This window comes from Fictibacillus sp. EA-CB0309, from assembly GCF_055814265.1.
The window spans coordinates 777,570-796,122 of record NZ_CP169271.1 but is presented as its reverse complement, the minus strand read 5'-3'; the positions used below and the strand labels follow the sequence as shown (position 1 = coordinate 796,122).

Sequence of the window (18,553 nt, the reverse complement as noted above, 5' to 3'; positions counted from 1 at the left end):
TTATTTTCACTTAAATTATATTTCTGAAATTTATTTTCATTTTCTTATCTGATTAGGACGGACAAGGGATTGCAGGTTGGAAACACGAAAAAAGACCCTGTTAAAAAAGGGTCTTTTTACTTATGTTTTTAAATCTTCTTTTTTTACTAATGAAAGTGCCTCTTCGTCTGCAAGGATCGTTACGTTCGGATGATTTTTTAACGCCGATGCTGGCAGCTGCTCATCCACTTCATCTGTAGCTAACAATTGCTTTATCACTTCTGCTTTATTGATGCCTGAGACGAGGAGTAATATCTTCTTCGCCTTTAAGATAGATGCGATGCCCATTGTAATGGCTTGCGTTGGTACGTCTTCTAAACGTTGAAAAAATCGGGCATTCGCTTTGCGCGTAGTTTCATCAAGCTTAACGATATGGGTGTGTGAAGAAAAAGAAGTGCCCGGTTCATTAAATCCAATATGACCGTTACTTCCTATGCCTAGGATTTGGATATCCACACCTTCTCCTCGGTTCAGCTCGACATCATACCGTTCGCATTCAGCTTTCAAATCCTCTGCTGTTCCATCAGGGATATGAATTTGAGATTCAGGCACGTTAATATGAGCAAATAAATTTTCCTCCATAAAGTAGCGGTAACTATTGGGGTCTTCTGGCTCAATGCCAACATACTCATCCAAATTGTAGGTGCACACTTTCTCATAAGAGGTTCCGTTACTCCTGTAATCTTGGATTAATTCCTTATAAAGTCCGATCGGTGTTCCGCCTGTGGCAAGTCCTAGTTTGGCATCTGGATTAGATTGAACTTTTTCGATAATGATTTTCGCTGCAATAGAGCTCATCTCATGATAATCTTTCACTTCTAAGACTTTCATGCTTCTTCACCCCTCTTAAAGCTGAGTTTGCCTTTACAAAAAGTCATCACCACTTCATAATCCTCGTCAAGAACAACAATATCGGCATCTTTTCCAGGTGCGAGACTCCCTTTACGGTCAAAAACGTTCAGTTCTTTTGCGGGGTTAACAGACGTCATCTGAATGATGTCAGAAATCGAACAGCCGGTAAATTGCATCATGTTTTTTACCGCTGTGTTCATCTTGATGATGCTGCCAGCGAGTGTTCCATCTTTTAAAGTCGCCGTTTCATTTTGAACGGTTACCTCCTGGCCACCAAGATCATACTGCCCATCTCCTAGACACTTTGCCCGCATCGCATCTGTCACTAACACGACTCTCTCATTACCTTTTTGTTTGTACGTTAAAGAGATGAGTTCCGGTCGAACGTGGATCCCATCCGCGATCAGTTCAGTCGTTAGTTCATCGTGTAAAAGTGCCGCTCCGACAACTCCTGGTTCGCGATGGTGAAGTCCGCGCATACCGTTATAAAGGTGGGTAACATGTGATGCGCCGGCCTTCATTCCGGTAACCACTTCTTCATATGTCGCATCAGAATGTCCAATTGACGCAACGATATTTTGTTCATGAAGATATGATATGACATCAAGACTTCCTTCAATTTCAGGCGCAATCGTAACGAGCTTAATGTGCCCTGAAGCTAACTGCTGCCACTGTTTGAAAAGTTCTAAATTCGGTTTGATGATCGCGCCGACAGGCTGTGCACCTGCTCTTTTTTCAGAAATAAATGGTCCTTCAAGATGGATGCCGAGCGTTTCAGCTGTCCCTTCCACTTGCCCGGCTTCAATAAATAAACCTGCGTTTTCAAGCGCTTTTTCAATTTTGCTCTGCTGCTGGGTCATCGTTGTTGCGAGAAAACTAGTCGTACCTTCTTGCGGCAGAACGCTCGCAATGGTTTGCAGCGCATCAAAGGTAGCGTCCATCGTGTCCGCACCAGCAGCACCGTGTATATGAACATCGATCATCCCAGGAACGATGTGATAGGTTTCGGGCAGTTCGATAACCTCTGTTTCCTTATCAACTGATTGAACGTTATGGCCAAAATCTATTATTTTCCCGTCATGTATGGTGATACAGCCTCTTTCAATGGTTTGATCTTCCCCGTAAACCGAAGCGTTTTTTAAAACGATTGTCTTTCTATCCATTACCCTGCCTCCTATAAAAAGGTTGGGAGTCCTCTACTTTTCCCGTGATTTGATTGCATCTACTGTTTCCATATATTTTTCTTCTCGTTTCTTTTCCGATAAAAAATGCAGACTGATTCGGTCGATTAAATACAGTGTGCTTAAGTCTAAGCCTGTTAAAAGGTAGTGATTGCGAAGCGGGTGCACCGTCCACAAAATAACATCTGAGAGTTTGGTTAAAGGAGTTTCCCCAAACGCTGTAAAAGCAACAACCACCGCTCCTTTTTCTTTTCCTTTGGACACGGACTGAAGCAGATCTGCCGTTTGCCCTGAACGTGAGAAGGCGAGGATTACATCACCACTCGTCAGCAGTGTACTTCGAATAATCATTAAATGTGGATCTGTAATGGCTTCACATACAAAACCCATGCGACTTAAACGATAGTTTAATTCTTGCGCCGCTAACCCAGAGCTTCCGAGTCCATAAATAAAAATTCGCTTTGCTTTTGTGATGTAGTTCAAAACTTTCTGAAGCTGATCTGCGTCTCCAAGATCCTGGACATCAGTCAGCATATCTCGGTAAGAGGAGGAAAGCTGCTGTTCGATCCCTCTTCTTCCTTGGATTCAGAACCCCCAGCAAGCCGCACTTTCATCTCTACAAAATTCCGGCATGATACCTTTTTCGCAAATCGGGTGATCGAGCTGATCGATACTCCAGTTGTATCTGCGAGCTCCTGAATATGGCTTCGTGAAGCTTTTTCAGGATTGGCCAAAATGTAATTCGCTATTTTCTTTTCCTTATCAGATAGCGTGGAGAAAACGCTTTGTATTTCTTTGAGTAATGAAGCCATTGATAAACATCCTTTTTATTTAGGAATTTGTGCAACAAAACGAGCTGTGATCTGCTGCGGACGCGTGATCGCACCGCCTACAACAACAGAATAAGCACCGATTTCAAGTACATCTCTTACCATTTCAGGCGTCATAATGTTGCCTTCTGCAATAACCGGAAGAGATACTTCTTTTAATACCTCTTTTAAAAATTGAAAATCATTTTCATACAGTTTGTGTTTCTTAGATTCCTCCGTGTAGCCGTAAAGAGTCGTAGAAACACAATCAAAACCTAGTGTCTCAGCATTCTTGGCTTCTTCTATGGACGAGATGTCAGCCATGAGCTGCACGTTCGGATTCTTAGCGCGGGCGTATGAAACAAGATCTTCTAATTTTAATGAATTTGGTCTCGCTCTTAACGTTGCGTCTATTGCAATCATTTCACAGCCGCTCTCGATTAATTCATCTACTTCTTTTTTGTTGCGGTGATATAGATTTCACTGTCGTCATAATCTCTTTTCACGATTCCGATAACAGGCAGATCCACTTCCTGCTTGATCGCGAGTATGTCTTCTTTGGAGTTCGCACGAATCCCAGATGCTCCGCCCTCTTTTGCCGCAAGAGCGAGTTTAGACATAATAAAAGAGCTATGCAACGGTTCATTTTCAAGGGCTTGGCATGATACGACTAGACCTTTACTAATTTGATTTAACATATTATTCCCCTGCCATTTCATTTTTTGAAAATACTCGTCAATTTATATTTATTTTAGGTAATTATTTTCTTTATACCTCTAAAATAGCACATTTGAACGATAACTTACAGTGGGATTTTTATAGTCAATGGGGAACACCTGGAGTTTACGGTACGTGTTCTTTTATTTATTACACGTTCGCGCAGTAGGGGCTGTTTTCGCTCAATGGAGCACTGGTTTCGCTCAATGAACCTGTCGTTTCGCTCAGTAAAGTGCTCGTTTCGCTCCAAACACCCTCTGTTTCGCTCACAGCATTTTCCCACTGCTTTCCCCTAGCAAAATAAATCTAATTTGTGCAGGAATTTTGTCAAAAAAAGTAGAAATTTATATAAAACGTGTAAGGAGTGATGCAATGATTGTAAAAGAAGCGGCAGAGTCTATTAAAATTAGAAAATTAAAGCTTATTTTAAAGCGGTTTCCACCCAGTCATCCGGTTCGTAATGAAATGGAGGTCGAATTGCTAAAAAGCGTTACCGGGTACAATGGTGAAAAGTCCCTCGACTTTCACATGAACCTACTTCCTAATGATGAAACTTTCATCTTCCACGATCTTCGCCTTCCTTTAGGCTCAAATCATTTTCAAATCGACATTCTCATTTTGACGACTACTTTTCTTCTCATACTCGAGGTAAAAAACATGTCTGGCACACTAATTTTTGACCGAGAATTTCACCAGCTCATAAGGATTTCCAATGACAAAGAAGATGTATTTCCTGATCCGATTTCCCAAGTTTATCGGCAGACTCACTTGTTAAAAGAATGGCTGAAGCATCATAAATTCCCCGAAGTTCCAATCGAATCACTTGTTGTTATAAGCAATTCTCATACGCGTGTTAAATACGTTCCTCAGAGCATAAATATTTCAAAAAAAGTTACACATAGCACAAATTTACTGGCAAAGTTCCACGCCTATCAACGCTTGAGAAAGAGAGAATTCATCTCTAGAAAAGACATTAAGAAACTATCTCGTATCTTACTAAAGCGCCATAGCCAACCAAATCAGGATATTTTTAAACAGTTTTCAATCAGCCAAGACGACCTCATGAAAGGCGTCGCATGTACACAATGCTTTACATTATCAATGATTCGATCAAGACGAAAATGGTTTTGCCTTAAATGTGGCCATTATGACAAATTAGCACACATTTCAGCTTTGAAGGAATTTGCTTTATTAATTGGCCCAACGATTACAGTTCATGAATGCTGCGATTTCTTTCAAGTTTCCTCTCGCCATGTTGTAAAACGCCTCCTGAATTCCACTGAACTCCAAACCTCTAAATCCGGAAGACACAAAATCTATCACCTAGAACACCTCATATAAGGGAAGAATTATAAGAATTTTAGTAGTTTTACGGTACGTGTTCTTTTATTTATTACACGTTCGCGCAGTAGGGGCTGTTTTCGCTCAATCGACCTGTCTTATCGCTCAGTGAAGGGCTCGTTTCGCTCCAATCGCACCACTTTTCGCTCCAAACAGCCTCCGTTTCGCTCACAAGCACCCGCTCAGCCCCCAAAACCGCAAAAAAACAACCGGAATACCATCATTCCGGTTGTTTCATCTTCTCTATATCGTTGGGTGCGACACGATAAATCGCGCATCACCGTTCATTCCAAAACTTTTTACAGTTGAAGGCACAATAAAGTGGTCTCCTTTTTTAAATGAGGAAGACGTTTCACCATCAACCTTCAATTCTCCCTCACCATCTAGCACGCTAACCAATAAATACGAAGGGTTTTCCACTTCCGCTACCGCTCCAGACAAGTTCCAGTGGTACACGGTAAAATAACTTTCCTTCACCAGCTTTTTAATTCTAAGATCATCATTTCCTGATAAAACAGGCTCGAAATTCGCATCCTCATGCGGAATCATCGCTACTTCAATCGATTTTTCAATGTGAAGTTCACGCGTGTTACCAGCATCATCGCGGCGGTCGTAGTCATATACACGATACGTAACATCTGAACTTTGCTGCGTTTCAAGGATCATCGTCCCCGCGCCGATTGCATGGATCGTTCCGTTCGGTACATAAACGAAGTCACCTGGCTTGATCTCAACTTTGCGAAGAAGCTCGTCCCAGCGGTTTTCGGCAACCATTTGCTCAAATTGAAGCTTGGAACTCGCATGATGACCATACACCAGTTCTGCACCAGGTTCACAGTCGATCACGTACCAGCATTCTGTCTTACCAAAAGCCTCTCCTTCTACTTCACGTGCATACGAATCATCCGGATGCACTTGTACAGATAGATCCGTTTTCGCATCTAAAATTTTCACTAACAACGGAAAATCTTCTCCGTCTTGGTCAGCAAAGAGTTCGCGATGCGCATCCCAAACTTGATTCAACGTCTTTCCTCTTAAAGGACCGTTGGACACTTCGCTTGGTCCATGTGAATGAGCGGAAATCCCCCAGCACTCACCGGTTGTTTCAGTGGGAATATCATAGCCGAACTCTTGGCGAAGTTTCGTACCGCCCCAGATTCGGTCTTTAAAGACAGGTTTTAAAAAATAGGCTCTTTATACACGATTTCACATCTCCCTATATGGGTATTCTCCCTCTCATTTTAAACGTTTGTTTAAAAATTAACCACTCGGGCTTTGATTTTAGAGACTAGAAATGTTTTCAATCGGGAATCTATGTATGTAGGTTTGATTTTAGAGCGTTTTCAGATATACTAGACCTTTATAAATATACAAATATTCTGATTAATTTTACATAAAAAGACAGGAGATTTTGACGATGAAATTTACCCTTGAGCCACTTGGCGATAACAGTATAATCATTGAACTCGGGCTAGATATCAGCCGGGAGATCCAGCAAAAAGTCAAAAAAGTCTCCGCTTTCTTTGAAGAGAACATGTTTGACTGGGTCATTGAAACTGTACCTGGATTCACGACCGTTGCTGTATTTTACGATCCATTAAAAATTAACACGGACACTCTTCCATACGAAAAAGTATGCGAAGAATTGACACCGCACTTAGAAAATTTAGACGTTGACGGAGACGTGGAACCGCGTATCGTAGAGATTCCGGTCTGCTATGGCGGCGAATTCGGACCAGATCTGGAGGAAGTAGCAGATCATAACGGGCTAACACCAGAAGAGGTGATCGACATTCATTGTAACGGTGAGTACATCGTGTACATGATCGGTTTCGCTCCAGGTTTTCCGTATATAGGTGGGATGAGTGAGAAGATCGCAGCTCCAAGACGGAGTAATCCGCGGCTCAAGATTCCAGCAGGATCCGTTGGTATAGCAGGAAAACAGACTGGCGTGTATCCGATTCAAACGCCAGGCGGATGGCAGCTGATCGGAAAAACGCCGCGAAAACTTTTTCTCCCTGAAGGCGAAACCCCTCTCTTTTACAAGCTGGAGATCAAATTAAGTTTGTGCCGATCTCAATTGAAGAGTTTCAAAAAATGGAGGAGGACGAAAAATGATTAAGATTACAAAACCTGGCCTCCTAACAAGTGTTCAAGATTTAGGCCGATACGGTTATCAAAAATACGGTGTTATCACGAGCGGTGTTATGGATTCAGTTGCGCATCGGATAGCAAATCTGCTAGTTGGAAATGATGAAAAAGAAGCTTCATTAGAGCTTACGTTGCTTGGCCCGGACATGGAGTTTTCCGAGGATACTTTGATTTCGATCTGCGGCGGCAATCTGTCTCCTTCTATTAATGGTAAACCGGTAAAACTATGGCGCTCGGTGCTGGTAAAAGCCGGCAGCAAGCTGAAGTTCGGCGGATGCAAAACCGGGTGCCGTGCTTATCTCGCGGTTGCGGGCGGTTTTGATGTAACGGAAGTGATGAACAGTAAATCGACTTACATACGAGCAGGAATCGGCGGTCACAACGGAAAAGCACTGCAAAACGATGATGAACTTTCTGTTGGTGAGCCGAGTGAACTTTCGAGTAAAATTACTGAAGTTTTATCATCAGAACTGAGAGAGAATACGTTCGCTGAGATGCAATGGACCATTTCGTCTGACTTTATCGTTTCTTCCGTTTCGAAACCGCATGTTCGCGTGATGAAAGGCAGACAATATGACTGGTTTACAACGGACAGCCAGATGAAGCTTTTTACCGAACACTTTGAAGTTACGTCACAGTCTGACCGCATGGGCTACCGATTAAAAGGACCTGAACTCTCGCTAGAAAACGAACAAGAAATGCTTTCGGAAGCCGTGAGTTTTGGGACCATTCAAGTTCCATCGGAAGGAAACCCAATCGTCCTGCTCGCTGACCGCCAAACAACAGGCGGCTATCCGAAGATCGGGCAGATCGCGACAGTCGACCTTTCGATCATGGCACAGCTGAAACCTGGCGACAAAGTGCAGTTCGTCGAAGTTTCACACGAAGTCGCACAACAACTCTACTTAGATCGAGAAAAGAAAATACACCAATTGAAACAAGGAATCGCATTAAAAATACGTCAAAAGTCGAAGTAATTCAGGAGGTAAGTTATGAAAAAAGAGTCAAAAGCAAGTATTCTGCTAGGAGCCGCGTTTTTGATGGCAACATCCGCCATTGGACCAGGATTTTTAATTCAAACCACACATTTCACATCCATTCTTGCGGCAAGTTTTGGTTTTGTCATTTTAACATCTATTATTATTGATATTGGAGCGCAGATGAACGTATGGCGCATTATTGCCGTTTCTGAAAAACGTGCGCAAGATATCGCAAACGCTGTTTTTCCGGGACTAGGTGTTTTCCTGGCTATCTTAATCGTAATCGGAGGTCTAGCGTTTAACATCGGAAACGTTGCGGGAGCTGGCCTTGGTTTAAATGTTTTGTTCGGTATTTCCGATCAGACAGGAGCTATTCTAAGTGGTGTTATCGCTATTTTAATATTCGTTGTTCGTGAAGCAGGAAAAGCAATGGACCGTTTCACACAAGTGGCAGGTTTCGTCATGATCGCACTAACTCTTTACGTTATGTTCACTGCACAGCCTCCTGTTGGAGAAGCCGTTGTAAAAACATTCGTACCGGACACGATTGATATCCTTGCGATCGTTACGCTAGTCGGCGGAACAGTCGGCGGATACATCACATTTGCTGGTGCACACCGTTTACTTGATGCAGGAATTAAAGGAAAAGAAAGCTTAGGCGAAGTAACACGCAGCTCTGTTTCGGCGATTGGTATTGCGTCTATCATGCGTATATTCTTATTCTTGGCTTCTCTTGGAATCGTGGCACAAGGATTAGCGATTGATCCGGCAAACCCGCCAGCTTCTGTTTTTAAATTAGCTGCAGGAAACGTTGGATATAAAATGTTTGGTATTGTTTTGTGGGCCGCAGCCATCACATCAGTAGTGGGTGCAGCTTACACATCTGTTTCATTTATTCGCACGTTGAATCCTATGTTTGAAAAATACAGCAAATGGCTCACTATCGGATTTATCTCCGTTTCTACAATTGTCTTTGCGTTAGTAGGAAAGCCTGTTGCCATTCTGATCCTTGTTGGAGCGCTGAATGGTCTGATTTTGCCAATATCCTTAGGAGTTATACTGATTGCCGCTTACAAGCCAAAAATCGTCGGAGATTACAAACATCCGATGTGGATGACGTTGTTCGGTATTGTAATCGTCCTTGTTATGGCTGCTATGAGTGTATATACGATGTATACAGAAATTCCGAAACTGTTCGCATAATTCCATATAAAAGGGGAGCTTTTATGAACGCATTAGACAGATTGAGTCCAGCTGAGGCACGGGATTTAATACGGCGCGATGAATGGACGAAGCCTACGAGCGGGCTCGCGAACGGTTACACGCAAGGAAACTTAGTCGTGCTTCCAAAAGAGCTGGCGTTCGAGTTTCTTCTGTTTTGCCAGCGAAACCCAAAGCCATGCCCCGTACTTGATGTAACTGAACCTGGTTCCGCAGTTCCTGCACTTGTCGCACCTGACGCCGATTTACGAGTGGATATTCCGAAATACCGTGTTTATCGTAACGGCGACTTAGTTGAAGAGTGCACGGATATAAAGGAACTCTGGGATGAAGATATGGTCGGCTTTCTGCTCGGATGCAGCTTTACTTTTGAGCATGCGTTGATGAATAATGGAATCCCCGTGCGTCACATTGAGCGTGGTTGCAACGTTCCAATGTATAAAACGAACATTCAATGTGTGAAAGCTGGACGATTTGAAGGACCAATGGTGGTAAGCATGCGTCCGATTCCTGAAAAAGATGTCGTGCGTGCCGTTCAGGTGACAAGCCGCTTCCCTTCTGTTCACGGCGCTCCGGTTCATATCGGAAACCCCGAAGCGATTGGTATCCATGACCTGTATCAGCCGGACTTCGGCGATCCTGTTCAGATTCATGACGGTGAGGTCCCTGTATTTTGGGCATGCGGTGTCACGCCACAAGCGGTCGCGATGCATGTAAAGCCAGAAATTATGATCACGCATGCACCTGGGCATATGTTTATTACCGATATTCGGGATGAAAAGTATGGGGTTTTATAAAAAATAGAGGAAACTGATTCATGAGGGACACTTTTTGTGCTCTGTGAATCAGTTTTTTTAGATTTTTCTTTCCTCTTGGGTTGATCAAACTGGCGATATTCATAGGAAAATTAGGTCTGTGCGCGAAACGACCGTGTTTTGGAGTGAAACGAGGTGCAGACTGAGCGCAATAAAGGGTGCATTGCGCGAAACCAAGGGCATTTGGAGTGAAACGAAGCAGTTTCTGCGCGAACGTGTAACATATTTAAGAACACGTACCGTAAAACTCCTCAAAAAAGAACTGATTCAAATGTTCGAATCAGCTCCTCATTTTATATGAACGTTCTCCCGATATTACTTTTCCGGATGCACCACCGTGTTTAGCAGTCCCCCGATTATAATCATCATTGCAGACAGGTAGAACCACAGCATCAACACAACGAGACCTGCCACTTGCCCGTACAGCGCGGAATAATTGTTCCCGCTCACGTATGAGGCGAAGCCCATCGAAACGAGCTGCCAGCCGATCGTCGCAAAAAACGCACCGGGAAGTACTTTGCGAAACCCTAATTTGATGCTTGGCGCAAACGAATACAGCACGATGAAGAAGACCAAAAGAAATACGGTCCCGATTCCCCACTGCACGATGATCCAGAGCTTTTGAAACGCCACATTAGAAAAAATACCCTCCAAATATACACGCAGTACTTTTTCAAAAATCGGGACAAACACGGAGAAAAGCACGGCAATCATGAAACCTATCGTTAACAGCAAACTTTCTGCGATTTGCTTTAGCATGTTTTCTTCATTTCGCACTTCATACGCGTCATTTAATATGCGCTTCATGCACTGAAATCCCATGGATGATAACCACAACGTCACGATCAAACTAAACGACAACAAATTTCCCTCTTGTCTCATAACGGTGTACGATAATGTTTTTTCAATTAATGCGTATGTGCTGTCTGGCGCATACGGCTGAATCAATTCCAATATATTTTCTTCGCGCAACGGCAAATACGTCAACAGCGAATAGATTACCAACAAAAACGGAAAAACCGACATCAAGAAGTAATACGCCATCTGTGCAGACAGATCGTAAACCCTTAATTTAAAGAATCGGTCGCTTAATTGATTTAGGACTTCAACGATATTCATGTTGCAACACCTCTTATCTAAGCCAGTCCTTAAAAGTTGTAACTATAATATATACGCAAAAAGTTGTCCAATCAGATCACTTTTTTTAAAAAGTACTTTTTTGAGAATTACTAATTGATGCTCTTGAAGGCAGTTGATTTCCGTTCCAGGTGCTCGCTTTCCGCGGTGCAGACGGTGAGCCACATTCGTACGTTTCACTCTTAAGTGTCTCACCTGCCCGCCTGTCCCGCAGGAGTCTCACACCTTACACTCCAATCAACTTTTCGAGGATGCCCTTTGGTGAAAAATGGCTTATTGCAACAAACATGCAAGTTTCACCATTGCACATCTTTCTTAATGATTGTAGTTTCTAAAATAACTTTTTGAACAACACGCTGATAAAAATGAGTGATTTGAAGCTGAAATGGTGCCAGACCTAGCTATCGGCGGCAGCATAGAACCCACGCTTACCCGAGGCATCTTAATGTCATTCCCATACAAAATCCTGTAAGCTGTAAACATACTTTTTGTAAGATGGGAATGACACCACAAATGGACACAACTCAGAATTATAAACAATCTACAATCGTTGCCTTGCTTCTTGCAGGTACGTTTATTGCGATACTTAATCAGACACTGATGATTACAGCGATTCCGCCGATTATGAAAGAAATGAACATAACGGCCAATAGTGCGCAGTGGCTGACGACCGTTTTTATGCTTGTTAACGGGATTATGATTCCGGTCAGCGCCTTCCTGCTTGAGCGCTTTACGACGAGGCAGCTTTTTATCTCGGCAATGAGTGTATTCGCGTTCGGAACACTTGTAGCAGGCCTCGCACCTAGCTTTGAGATGCTGCTACTCGGAAGGGTTATTCAATCAAGTGGAGCGGGCGTCATGCTTCCGCTTATGCAAACCGTGTTTCTTATGATTTTTCCGGTGAACAAACGGGGATCAGCGATGGGGTTAGTCGGGCTCGTAATCTCATTCGCGCCTGCGATCGGACCTGCTTTATCGGGCTGGGTAACATCCCATTATTCATGGCGTGTGCTGTTCTTTATCATCCTGCCGATTGCGATTATTGATATCATCATCGCTTTCTTCGCACTGAAAAATGTAACGGAGACAACAAAAACGAAAGTGGATGTTTTATCGATCATCCTGTCTTCATTCGGTTTCGGAGGTTTGCTGTACGGATTTACGTGCGCCGGAAACCTAGGATGGACAGCAACACCAACATTGCTCTGGCTAGCGATCGGCGTAATCGCTCTCGTACTCTTCATTACAAGACAACTGCGATTAACACATCCGATGCTTGAATTCCGAGTGTTCGCGAACTCCATCTTTCCGCTCACGGTCATTATTGGGATGATCACGTTTATGGGATTGATTGGGGCTGAGACGATAATTCCGCTATTCATGCAGAACATGAGAGATTTTACTGCGTTTGAAGCAGGGCTTGCTCTTTTACCTGGCGCACTTATCACTGGTCTTTTGTCGCCAATCACGGGGAGGCTTTTCGATAAGTTCGGTGCACGGTGGCTCGCGTTTACGGGATTAATCATTATTACGGGATCTTCATTCGCCTTCGCAACGCTCAGCCCATCCACATCGTTCACCTTCATCACGGTACTGTACGGGGTGCGGATGTTTGGACTCGCGATGGTCATGATGCCTGTTGCAACAGCAGGCTTAAACCGCTTGCCGAAACGATTGATTCCGCATGGTGCGGCTATGGATAACACGATGAAAATGATTGCCGCTTCAGTCGGCACAGCCATTTTGGTTACCGTGATGACAACAACAGCCTCGACTGCTGGACAAAATCCAGAGATATCGCACCCAGATATGTACGGCGCGAATATGGCTTTTATCGTCGTATCTGTTTTATCCTTAATCGGACTTGTCATCTCTTTCTTCATAAAAGAAAAACAAACAGAAGCAAAAGGCAGCTGACTCCAGCTGCCTTATTTTTGTTAAATTGTTGTAATTTGGCTGAATATTTCGTGACATTCCATCTTTCATAAGTAATACTTAATATAAGTTAAACGTTATCCCTCTAAACCATTAAATTCCTTAGTCGTATTTGTCATATAACATGTAAACAGGAGGCTCTTATTTTGAATATTATCCAACAAAAATTAGCTGAAACATTAGTGAACGAAGCTCCCTTTCTGGCTGAAAAAATACTCAGCCGACGCTTTGAGAAATACCCCGTAAAAGAAAAGCAGTTGTTCGATCTGCAATCATCTATCGATTACATAACAAAGTTTGTTCAACTTTTAGGAAGTTCCCTTTTGCTGTCACAAAGCGTAAAGGAAGAGGGGTTAAAAGTGTGGTCGATTCATACGGCTCAATATGCGCTTCAGTATGGTCAGTCCCTTGATATTGCTATGCAGCCAAACCTTTTTATTCGGTCAGAACTCATAAGCGTGATCGCTAGACTATCTGAAAAAGAAGGTTACACAGTGAAAGAAACGATTGCGCTTGTCCAAGATATTAATCAGATGCTTGATCTCTGCTTTCAATGCTTTAGTGAAACTTATATGGAGAGTATTTTACAAGCGATATAAAGCGAAAAGACACCTGATCATAGTGATCGAGTGTCTTTTATTTTTTCGTATATAAGAAATCTTTCTTGTTTTCTAATATAACAACCTGTTGATTGGATTTCTTAGCGATTTCCTTCGTTTGCTCAACAAGATGAGCGATTTGTGCGGATGCTTGTTTTGCCCCTTTACTAAAAGAGGAACACCAATAAAATCAATCCCGAGTCTTCTCGAAAACAATCCACCAAACGTCATGGCAATCGGGACTGTCGGTGATGTGTTAGAAAAGATGATTCTCTCACCTGTAGTGCTTCTCTTCTCTAAAAGTTCAAATAAATTTTTTAGACCAGGAACAAAAATTTTAGATTTCCCCCTGCCTACCGTGTAGACGGAATGACCATCCTCATCAATTCCGTGAAAGATGATCGTCCCCATATCTGAAGTTTTTAATTTGTTAAAGTAATCTACGTTAAGTATCTGATCCTTGGATAGCTCCACATGTTGAGGCAGCTTTTTAAGATGAAATGCTGCAGCGAGTGACGTGGTATGCGTTCCTCCGTAATCGTTATAGATATAAATCATTACATACAGCTCCTCAGGTTACTTCATTCATCATTCTCTCCTTTTCGTTTTTTGAAGATACCTGCCATAAAGGCGGCGCAATCCAGATTTTTAATTTCACCCTATTTCGTTAGAAGGGATATTTGTCGAAATGTCGAAGAGTTCTTCATAAACATTCGGACACTGTTCGAGGAGGCACTCATATGGAAGGTTGTATAGATCTTGGAGCAAAAATAATAAGTAACAGCAAGCAACTTGTAGACCGATTATCGCCGATCGAGAACTTAGACGCGAAATATACGAACTATTTAATAAAAGTACCGTATTGGATGGAAACCCTCTTTTCCTATTTAGGGGAATCTCTTATGGAAGAAGACTCTTCCGTCGAGGAAAAGATTCAAAGGTGGGCTAACGCATTCGGGCAACGCTCGTCTGAAAGTGAGATACCGCTCGACCACGCCCTTCACTTTATCTTTGAAACTCGTGTGGTTATTTGTAAGTTTTTAGAGGAAGAATCCTCAATTCATCCTATTCCTGCTGATTCCGTTACTAAAATCTGCAACAGCATTCATTTACAGATCGACCTTGCAGCTCGTTCCATTGTCACTCACTATACGACTTTTATGCATAACACGAAAAAGCTCTTCAGCATACGAATCGGAATCTGGACATATCCATTGCTGAGTTAAACAACATTCGAACCGCGCTCTTTGAAGCTACGATTTTTTCGATAACCGATAAGGATAATCATATCATTCAAGTGAACGACCACTTCTGCAGACTAACCAAATATGATCGAAACGAGTTGATCGGCCAAGATCACGGCAAAATTTTCGTATCAGGCGTTCATTCTGACGAATACCTAGAGCATATTAAACAAGAAATAAAGGCCGGCCGAGTGTGGAACGGCGAGATCTGTAATAAAGCGAAAGACGGCTCTCTTTATTGGGTCGACACAACGATTATTCCGTTTCTAGATCCAGAGGGGGTCGCTTATCAGCACATCTCGATTCAGTACGATGTAACAGAAAAGAAGAAAACAGAAGAAATTTTGCTAAAATCTGAGAAAGTCTCCTTAATCGGTGACTTGGCTGCCGGTATCGCCCATGAGATCCGCAACCCGCTTACGTCCATCGGAGGTCTCGTTCAGCTAATTAATGAGTCAGATTCAGAGAAAAACGCTTTTTATAAGGACATTATCCTGACCGAAATCAACCGCATTAACTTTATCGTGAGCGAACTGATGGTCCTTGCAAAGCCACACGCCGTCTATTTCAGCTGGTTCAACATCACAGACAGCATCCAAAACGTCATCGATCTCATGCAGCCTGAAGCGAACTTGAGAAACGTCGTGATTACATTTAAAAAACCAGAAAGTATTCCACTCGTGTATGGGGAGAAAAATCAGCTTACTCAAGTGATTATCAACATGATCAAAAACGCGATGGAAGCTCTGCCAAATGGCGGAAGAATTCAACTATCTGCTGCATCATCTGGTGACAACATCGTACTCTTGATAAAAGATGACGGAGTGGGCATGACTGAAGAGCAAAAAAGAGGCTTGGTGAACCTTTTTATACGACCAAGTTTAACGGAACAGGTCTTGGCCTAATGGTTTGCTTCAAGATTATCCAGAATCACCGAGGCACGATTGAGGTGGATAGCACGTTTAATGAAGGAACAACCTTTACGATTACGTTGCCTATGCATTCTGCTACGAATATCGAGCCGACAACGGTGAATAGCATGGATTTTTAAATATGAATGAGAGAGAATCTACGTTTTGTAGATTCTTTTTTTAGATGATATTCATAGGTGACCAGGTAAAGAGATAGGAGTCGTAATGTGTCGAAAATCGGATAAATTATTTTTATACACGTAATTACCTGGTCTATATACGTAATTAATGAGGTTATCTCTGGATATAATTTGGATTACCTCGTAATTATTTCTTGCGTCTGTTTGAAGTGAACAAAATTAATAAATGTCTCTGCTCAAAACACATCTCAACCTCTTACCTAGCTAACACAACATATAAATCTAGCATTCAACCCTTTTCCTCCCATTTCCGTACCATTTTTTATAAACTTAAAGTACCTAATAATAGTCGCTTTTAACATTTACTTGTATACTAGATGTATAGAATTGAATGATCCTAGAAAAACACACAATAAATGGTACATAAGGGGAAGAATTTTGGATGTCCATTCTGATCGTTGATGACAATACCGTAAATTTATTTGTAATAGATAAGATATTAAAGAACGCTGGATACGAAGACTGTACCTCTCTCACATCTGCTCATCAGCTTTTTGACTATCTGGAGCAGAATGAAAAACAGCTTAATAAAAAATCAGTTGATTTAATTCTTCTTGATATTATGATGCCAGAGATTGACGGGATCGAGGCGTGCCAGCGCATACAGCAAGACGAACGCTTCAAAGATATTCCGATTATCTTCATTACCGCGCTTGAAGACTCTAGCAAACTTGCAGAAGCACTGGACTGCGGTGGAATGGATTATGTAACAAAGCCGATTAATAAAGTGGAGCTGCTCGCAAGAATTCGAGTGGCACTTCGTTTAAAGTATGAAAAAGATTGGCATGCTGAGCAGGAGCAAAAGATTCAAAATGAGCTCGACCTCGCTATGCAAGTTCAAAAAGGCCTACTGAATCCGCCTATAAAAGAGGAGAATATCACGATCAATGTCTCTCACCTTCCTTCATTCAAACTGGCCGGGGATATGTATTATTGGCATAAGTTTGATGATCATCGTTATGGCATTATTCTTCTAGACATGATGGGACACGGCATATCATCTTCCCTTGTCTGCATGTTCATCTCTTCTGTTATGAGGGATACGATTAAAGAACTAAAGGATCCGGAACTCGTTATCAAAGAGTTGAACCGTTATATGGCGCTTCTTCATAATCCGAAGAACGATTACAACTACTATTTCACAGGCATTTACCTTTTAATTGATACAGAGAAAAAGACAGTAGAATATGTGAACGCCGGGCATCCTGAAGGGTATGTACTTGTGGATCATTCGCTGCGTTCCATTGAACGATGCTGTTATGCCGTTGGTTTCTTTGAACAGATCGAAGTTAAAAAGTCAGTGATTCAGTATGAAGACAATATCCAGATGCTGTTGTTTACGGACGGCGTGCTAGAAGCTGGGGATGACGAAGAGCTGATGCTCGAAAAATTAAAGTACGTGGCATCAGAAAAGTGGAGCAACATCCGCTCACCAATTCACCTGGTGGTACCAGAAGAGCAGCAAACGGAACAAAGCGACGATATGTGTATCATGATGATACAAGCGAACTAAAAAAAGCAGGAAGAAGAGATTTCTTACATCCCTTCATCCTGCTTTAATTTTTACGATATATTTTGACTTGTTCGGCAAAATCAGCGTATTTATCTGCACAATCCGCAAACTGTATCGATTCTTTATCTCCAAGCCCAAGGAAGCCATTAGGACTAAGACTATCATAAAACAGCTCATGTACTTGGTTTTGAAGAGCCGCTGTAAAGTAAATCAGTACGTTACGGCAAAGAATCACATGAAACTCGTTAAAAGAATGGTCCGTCACGAGATTATGCTGAGCAAAACTGATCTGCTTTAGTAACGACGGGTTCAGATAAGCGAAGTGACCGTCCGTTGTATAATACTCCGAGAATGCTTGCGTACCGCCAGCAGCCATATAATTCTTCGTGTACGTCTTCATTTTACTAAGCGGCAAGATGCCTGAACGCGCCTTGTTCAGCACGGGTTCGTTCATGTCAGTCGCGTAAAATTTCGTCTTATGGCTAAGTCCTTCTTCTTCAATCAGAATCGCCATCGAATACACTTCTTCACCTGTTGCGCATCCTGCATGCCATATGCGAATCTCCGGTAACTCCCTCAATTCCGGAATCACCTTTTCTCGAAACGCTCTAAAGAACTCTGGATTGCGGAACATCTCGGTTACGTTAATGGAGAAATCATTGAGCAGCTTCGTCATGAAAGACGGGTCATGCAACACTTTTTCCAGTACCTCTGTAATCGTTGAAATCTGTTCGATCTGCATACGATTATGAACGCGCCGATGGATCGACGACCGCATATACTGGCGAAAATCAAAGCCAGATACGCGGTACAACCCTTCTAGCAACAAATCCATCTCAATCGTTTCCGTTATGTTACTTTCCTGACTGTCATCGTTGTTCCAAATGAAATCTTTCATTGAAGGTCTG

General features: G+C 42.4%; 16 protein-coding genes and 4 pseudogenes. 10 read left to right on the top strand and 10 right to left on the bottom strand.

All coding sequences use genetic code 11. The annotated features are described in order from the left end of the window. Positions 1–120: 120 nt before the first annotated feature. From nagB to ACEWFH_RS04485, 5 genes and pseudogenes are all read right to left on the bottom strand, one after another. Positions 121–870, bottom strand: a complete 750-nt coding sequence (gene nagB / locus ACEWFH_RS04505; RefSeq protein ID WP_473726289.1) for a glucosamine-6-phosphate deaminase — start codon at positions 868–870, stop codon at positions 121–123. Further along, entirely contained in the window at positions 867–2,054 is a 1,188-nt protein-coding gene (nagA, locus tag ACEWFH_RS04500) for an N-acetylglucosamine-6-phosphate deacetylase (protein WP_473726288.1), read from the bottom strand. The genes nagB and nagA overlap by 4 nt, the downstream gene beginning before the upstream one ends. Positions 2,055–2,087: 33 nt before the next feature. Continuing rightward, positions 2,088–2,606 (bottom strand): SIS domain-containing protein, encoded by a 519-nt coding sequence (locus tag ACEWFH_RS04495; protein ID WP_473726287.1) that lies wholly within the window; start codon positions 2,604–2,606, stop codon positions 2,088–2,090. Further along, positions 2,600–2,884, bottom strand: coding sequence for a MurR/RpiR family transcriptional regulator (locus tag ACEWFH_RS04490; protein ID WP_473726286.1), 285 nt, complete (start codon positions 2,882–2,884; stop codon positions 2,600–2,602). Before ACEWFH_RS04490 ends, ACEWFH_RS04495 begins: the two co-directional genes overlap by 7 nt. Positions 2,885–2,899: 15 nt before the next feature. Then, a pseudogene (locus tag ACEWFH_RS04485) lies at positions 2,900–3,579 on the bottom strand (N-acetylmannosamine-6-phosphate 2-epimerase). A 391-nt stretch (positions 3,580–3,970) separates the two neighbouring features. Here ACEWFH_RS04485 and ACEWFH_RS04480 point away from each other — a divergent pair. Beyond that, on the top strand, positions 3,971–4,939 hold the full coding sequence (locus ACEWFH_RS04480; RefSeq protein WP_473726285.1) for a nuclease-related domain-containing protein: 969 nt from the start codon (positions 3,971–3,973) through the stop codon (positions 4,937–4,939). Between the two features lie 243 nt (positions 4,940–5,182). Here the strand turns inward: ACEWFH_RS04480 and manA are convergent, their stop codons facing one another. Next, positions 5,183–6,097, bottom strand: a complete 915-nt coding sequence (manA, locus tag ACEWFH_RS04475) for a mannose-6-phosphate isomerase, class I (RefSeq protein WP_473727210.1) — start codon at positions 6,095–6,097, stop codon at positions 5,183–5,185. 259 nt (positions 6,098–6,356) lie between these two features. Between manA and pxpB the strand changes: the two are divergent. From pxpB to ACEWFH_RS04455, 4 genes and pseudogenes are all read left to right on the top strand, one after another. After that, positions 6,357–7,057: pseudogene (gene pxpB, locus ACEWFH_RS04470) on the top strand (5-oxoprolinase subunit PxpB). Then, positions 7,054–8,067, top strand: a complete 1,014-nt coding sequence (locus ACEWFH_RS04465) for a 5-oxoprolinase subunit C family protein (RefSeq protein WP_473726284.1) — start codon at positions 7,054–7,056, stop codon at positions 8,065–8,067. The pseudogene pxpB and the gene ACEWFH_RS04465 overlap by 4 nt, the downstream one beginning before the upstream one ends. Before the next feature lie 15 nt (positions 8,068–8,082). Beyond that, positions 8,083–9,273 carry an NRAMP family divalent metal transporter gene (locus tag ACEWFH_RS04460; protein WP_473726283.1) on the top strand — a complete coding sequence of 397 codons (1,191 nt, stop codon included), beginning with the start codon at positions 8,083–8,085 and terminating at the stop codon, positions 9,271–9,273. Positions 9,274–9,296: 23 nt separating this feature from the next. After that, positions 9,297–10,088 carry a putative hydro-lyase gene (locus ACEWFH_RS04455; RefSeq protein ID WP_473726282.1) on the top strand — a complete coding sequence of 264 codons (792 nt, stop codon included), beginning with the start codon at positions 9,297–9,299 and terminating at the stop codon, positions 10,086–10,088. A gap of 333 nt (positions 10,089–10,421) precedes the next feature. Here ACEWFH_RS04455 and ACEWFH_RS04450 read toward each other — a convergent pair whose 3' ends face one another. Both ACEWFH_RS04450 and ACEWFH_RS04445 read right to left on the bottom strand, forming a co-directional pair. Continuing rightward, a complete protein-coding gene (locus tag ACEWFH_RS04450) occupies positions 10,422–11,225 on the bottom strand; it encodes a YihY/virulence factor BrkB family protein (RefSeq protein WP_473726281.1) in 804 nt (267 codons plus the stop codon). A gap of 42 nt (positions 11,226–11,267) precedes the next feature. After that, positions 11,268–11,438, bottom strand: coding sequence for a hypothetical protein (locus ACEWFH_RS04445; protein WP_473726280.1), 171 nt, complete (start codon positions 11,436–11,438; stop codon positions 11,268–11,270). Positions 11,439–11,756: 318 nt separating this feature from the next. Here ACEWFH_RS04445 and ACEWFH_RS04440 point away from each other — a divergent pair, with 318 nt between their 5' ends. Next, entirely contained in the window at positions 11,757–13,160 is a 1,404-nt protein-coding gene (locus ACEWFH_RS04440; protein WP_473726279.1) for a DHA2 family efflux MFS transporter permease subunit, read from the top strand. Positions 13,161–13,324: 164 nt separating this feature from the next. Further along, positions 13,325–13,777, top strand: coding sequence for a hypothetical protein (locus tag ACEWFH_RS04435; RefSeq protein ID WP_473726278.1), 453 nt, complete (start codon positions 13,325–13,327; stop codon positions 13,775–13,777). A gap of 37 nt (positions 13,778–13,814) precedes the next feature. On the opposite strand, the pseudogene ACEWFH_RS04430 reads toward ACEWFH_RS04435, so the two are convergent. After that, positions 13,815–14,335 (bottom strand): annotated as a pseudogene (locus ACEWFH_RS04430) (DUF3189 family protein). A 182-nt stretch (positions 14,336–14,517) separates the two neighbouring features. Between ACEWFH_RS04430 and ACEWFH_RS04425 the strand changes: the two are divergent. The 3 genes and pseudogenes from ACEWFH_RS04425 (at position 14,518) to ACEWFH_RS04415 (ending at position 17,645) form a co-directional block, all read left to right on the top strand. Beyond that, complete coding sequence (locus tag ACEWFH_RS04425; RefSeq protein WP_473726277.1) at positions 14,518–15,003, top strand: hypothetical protein; 486 nt, start codon at positions 14,518–14,520, stop codon at positions 15,001–15,003. Next, positions 14,979–15,964, top strand: a pseudogene (locus ACEWFH_RS04420) (PAS domain-containing protein); the annotation flags it as partial. The gene ACEWFH_RS04425 and the pseudogene ACEWFH_RS04420, both read left to right, overlap by 25 nt. Positions 15,965–16,514: 550 nt before the next feature. Next, a complete protein-coding gene (locus ACEWFH_RS04415; RefSeq protein ID WP_473726276.1) occupies positions 16,515–17,645 on the top strand; it encodes a SpoIIE family protein phosphatase in 1,131 nt (376 codons plus the stop codon). Between the two features lie 43 nt (positions 17,646–17,688). On the opposite strand, the gene ACEWFH_RS04410 is transcribed toward ACEWFH_RS04415, so the two are convergent. Further along, positions 17,689–18,543, bottom strand: a complete 855-nt coding sequence (locus ACEWFH_RS04410) for a CheR family methyltransferase (protein WP_473726275.1) — start codon at positions 18,541–18,543, stop codon at positions 17,689–17,691. Positions 18,544–18,553: the final 10 nt, after the last annotated feature.

Coding starts and splice junctions, on each gene's coding strand:
- nagB (WP_473726289.1), bottom strand. CDS start 870: ATGAAAGTCTTAGAAGTGAAAGATTATCATGAGATGAGCTCTATTGCA.
- nagA (WP_473726288.1), bottom strand. CDS start 2,054: ATGGATAGAAAGACAATCGTTTTAAAAAACGCTTCGGTTTACGGGGAA.
- ACEWFH_RS04495 (WP_473726287.1), bottom strand. CDS start 2,606: ATGCTGACTGATGTCCAGGATCTTGGAGACGCAGATCAGCTTCAGAAA.
- ACEWFH_RS04490 (WP_473726286.1), bottom strand. CDS start 2,884: ATGGCTTCATTACTCAAAGAAATACAAAGCGTTTTCTCCACGCTATCT.
- ACEWFH_RS04480 (WP_473726285.1), top strand. CDS start 3,971: ATGATTGTAAAAGAAGCGGCAGAGTCTATTAAAATTAGAAAATTAAAG.
- ACEWFH_RS04465 (WP_473726284.1), top strand. CDS start 7,054: ATGATTAAGATTACAAAACCTGGCCTCCTAACAAGTGTTCAAGATTTA.
- ACEWFH_RS04460 (WP_473726283.1), top strand. CDS start 8,083: ATGAAAAAAGAGTCAAAAGCAAGTATTCTGCTAGGAGCCGCGTTTTTG.
- ACEWFH_RS04455 (WP_473726282.1), top strand. CDS start 9,297: ATGAACGCATTAGACAGATTGAGTCCAGCTGAGGCACGGGATTTAATA.
- ACEWFH_RS04450 (WP_473726281.1), bottom strand. CDS start 11,225: ATGAATATCGTTGAAGTCCTAAATCAATTAAGCGACCGATTCTTTAAA.
- ACEWFH_RS04440 (WP_473726279.1), top strand. CDS start 11,757: ATGGACACAACTCAGAATTATAAACAATCTACAATCGTTGCCTTGCTT.
- ACEWFH_RS04425 (WP_473726277.1), top strand. CDS start 14,518: ATGGAAGGTTGTATAGATCTTGGAGCAAAAATAATAAGTAACAGCAAG.
- ACEWFH_RS04415 (WP_473726276.1), top strand. CDS start 16,515: ATGTCCATTCTGATCGTTGATGACAATACCGTAAATTTATTTGTAATA.
- ACEWFH_RS04410 (WP_473726275.1), bottom strand. CDS start 18,543: ATGAAAGATTTCATTTGGAACAACGATGACAGTCAGGAAAGTAACATA.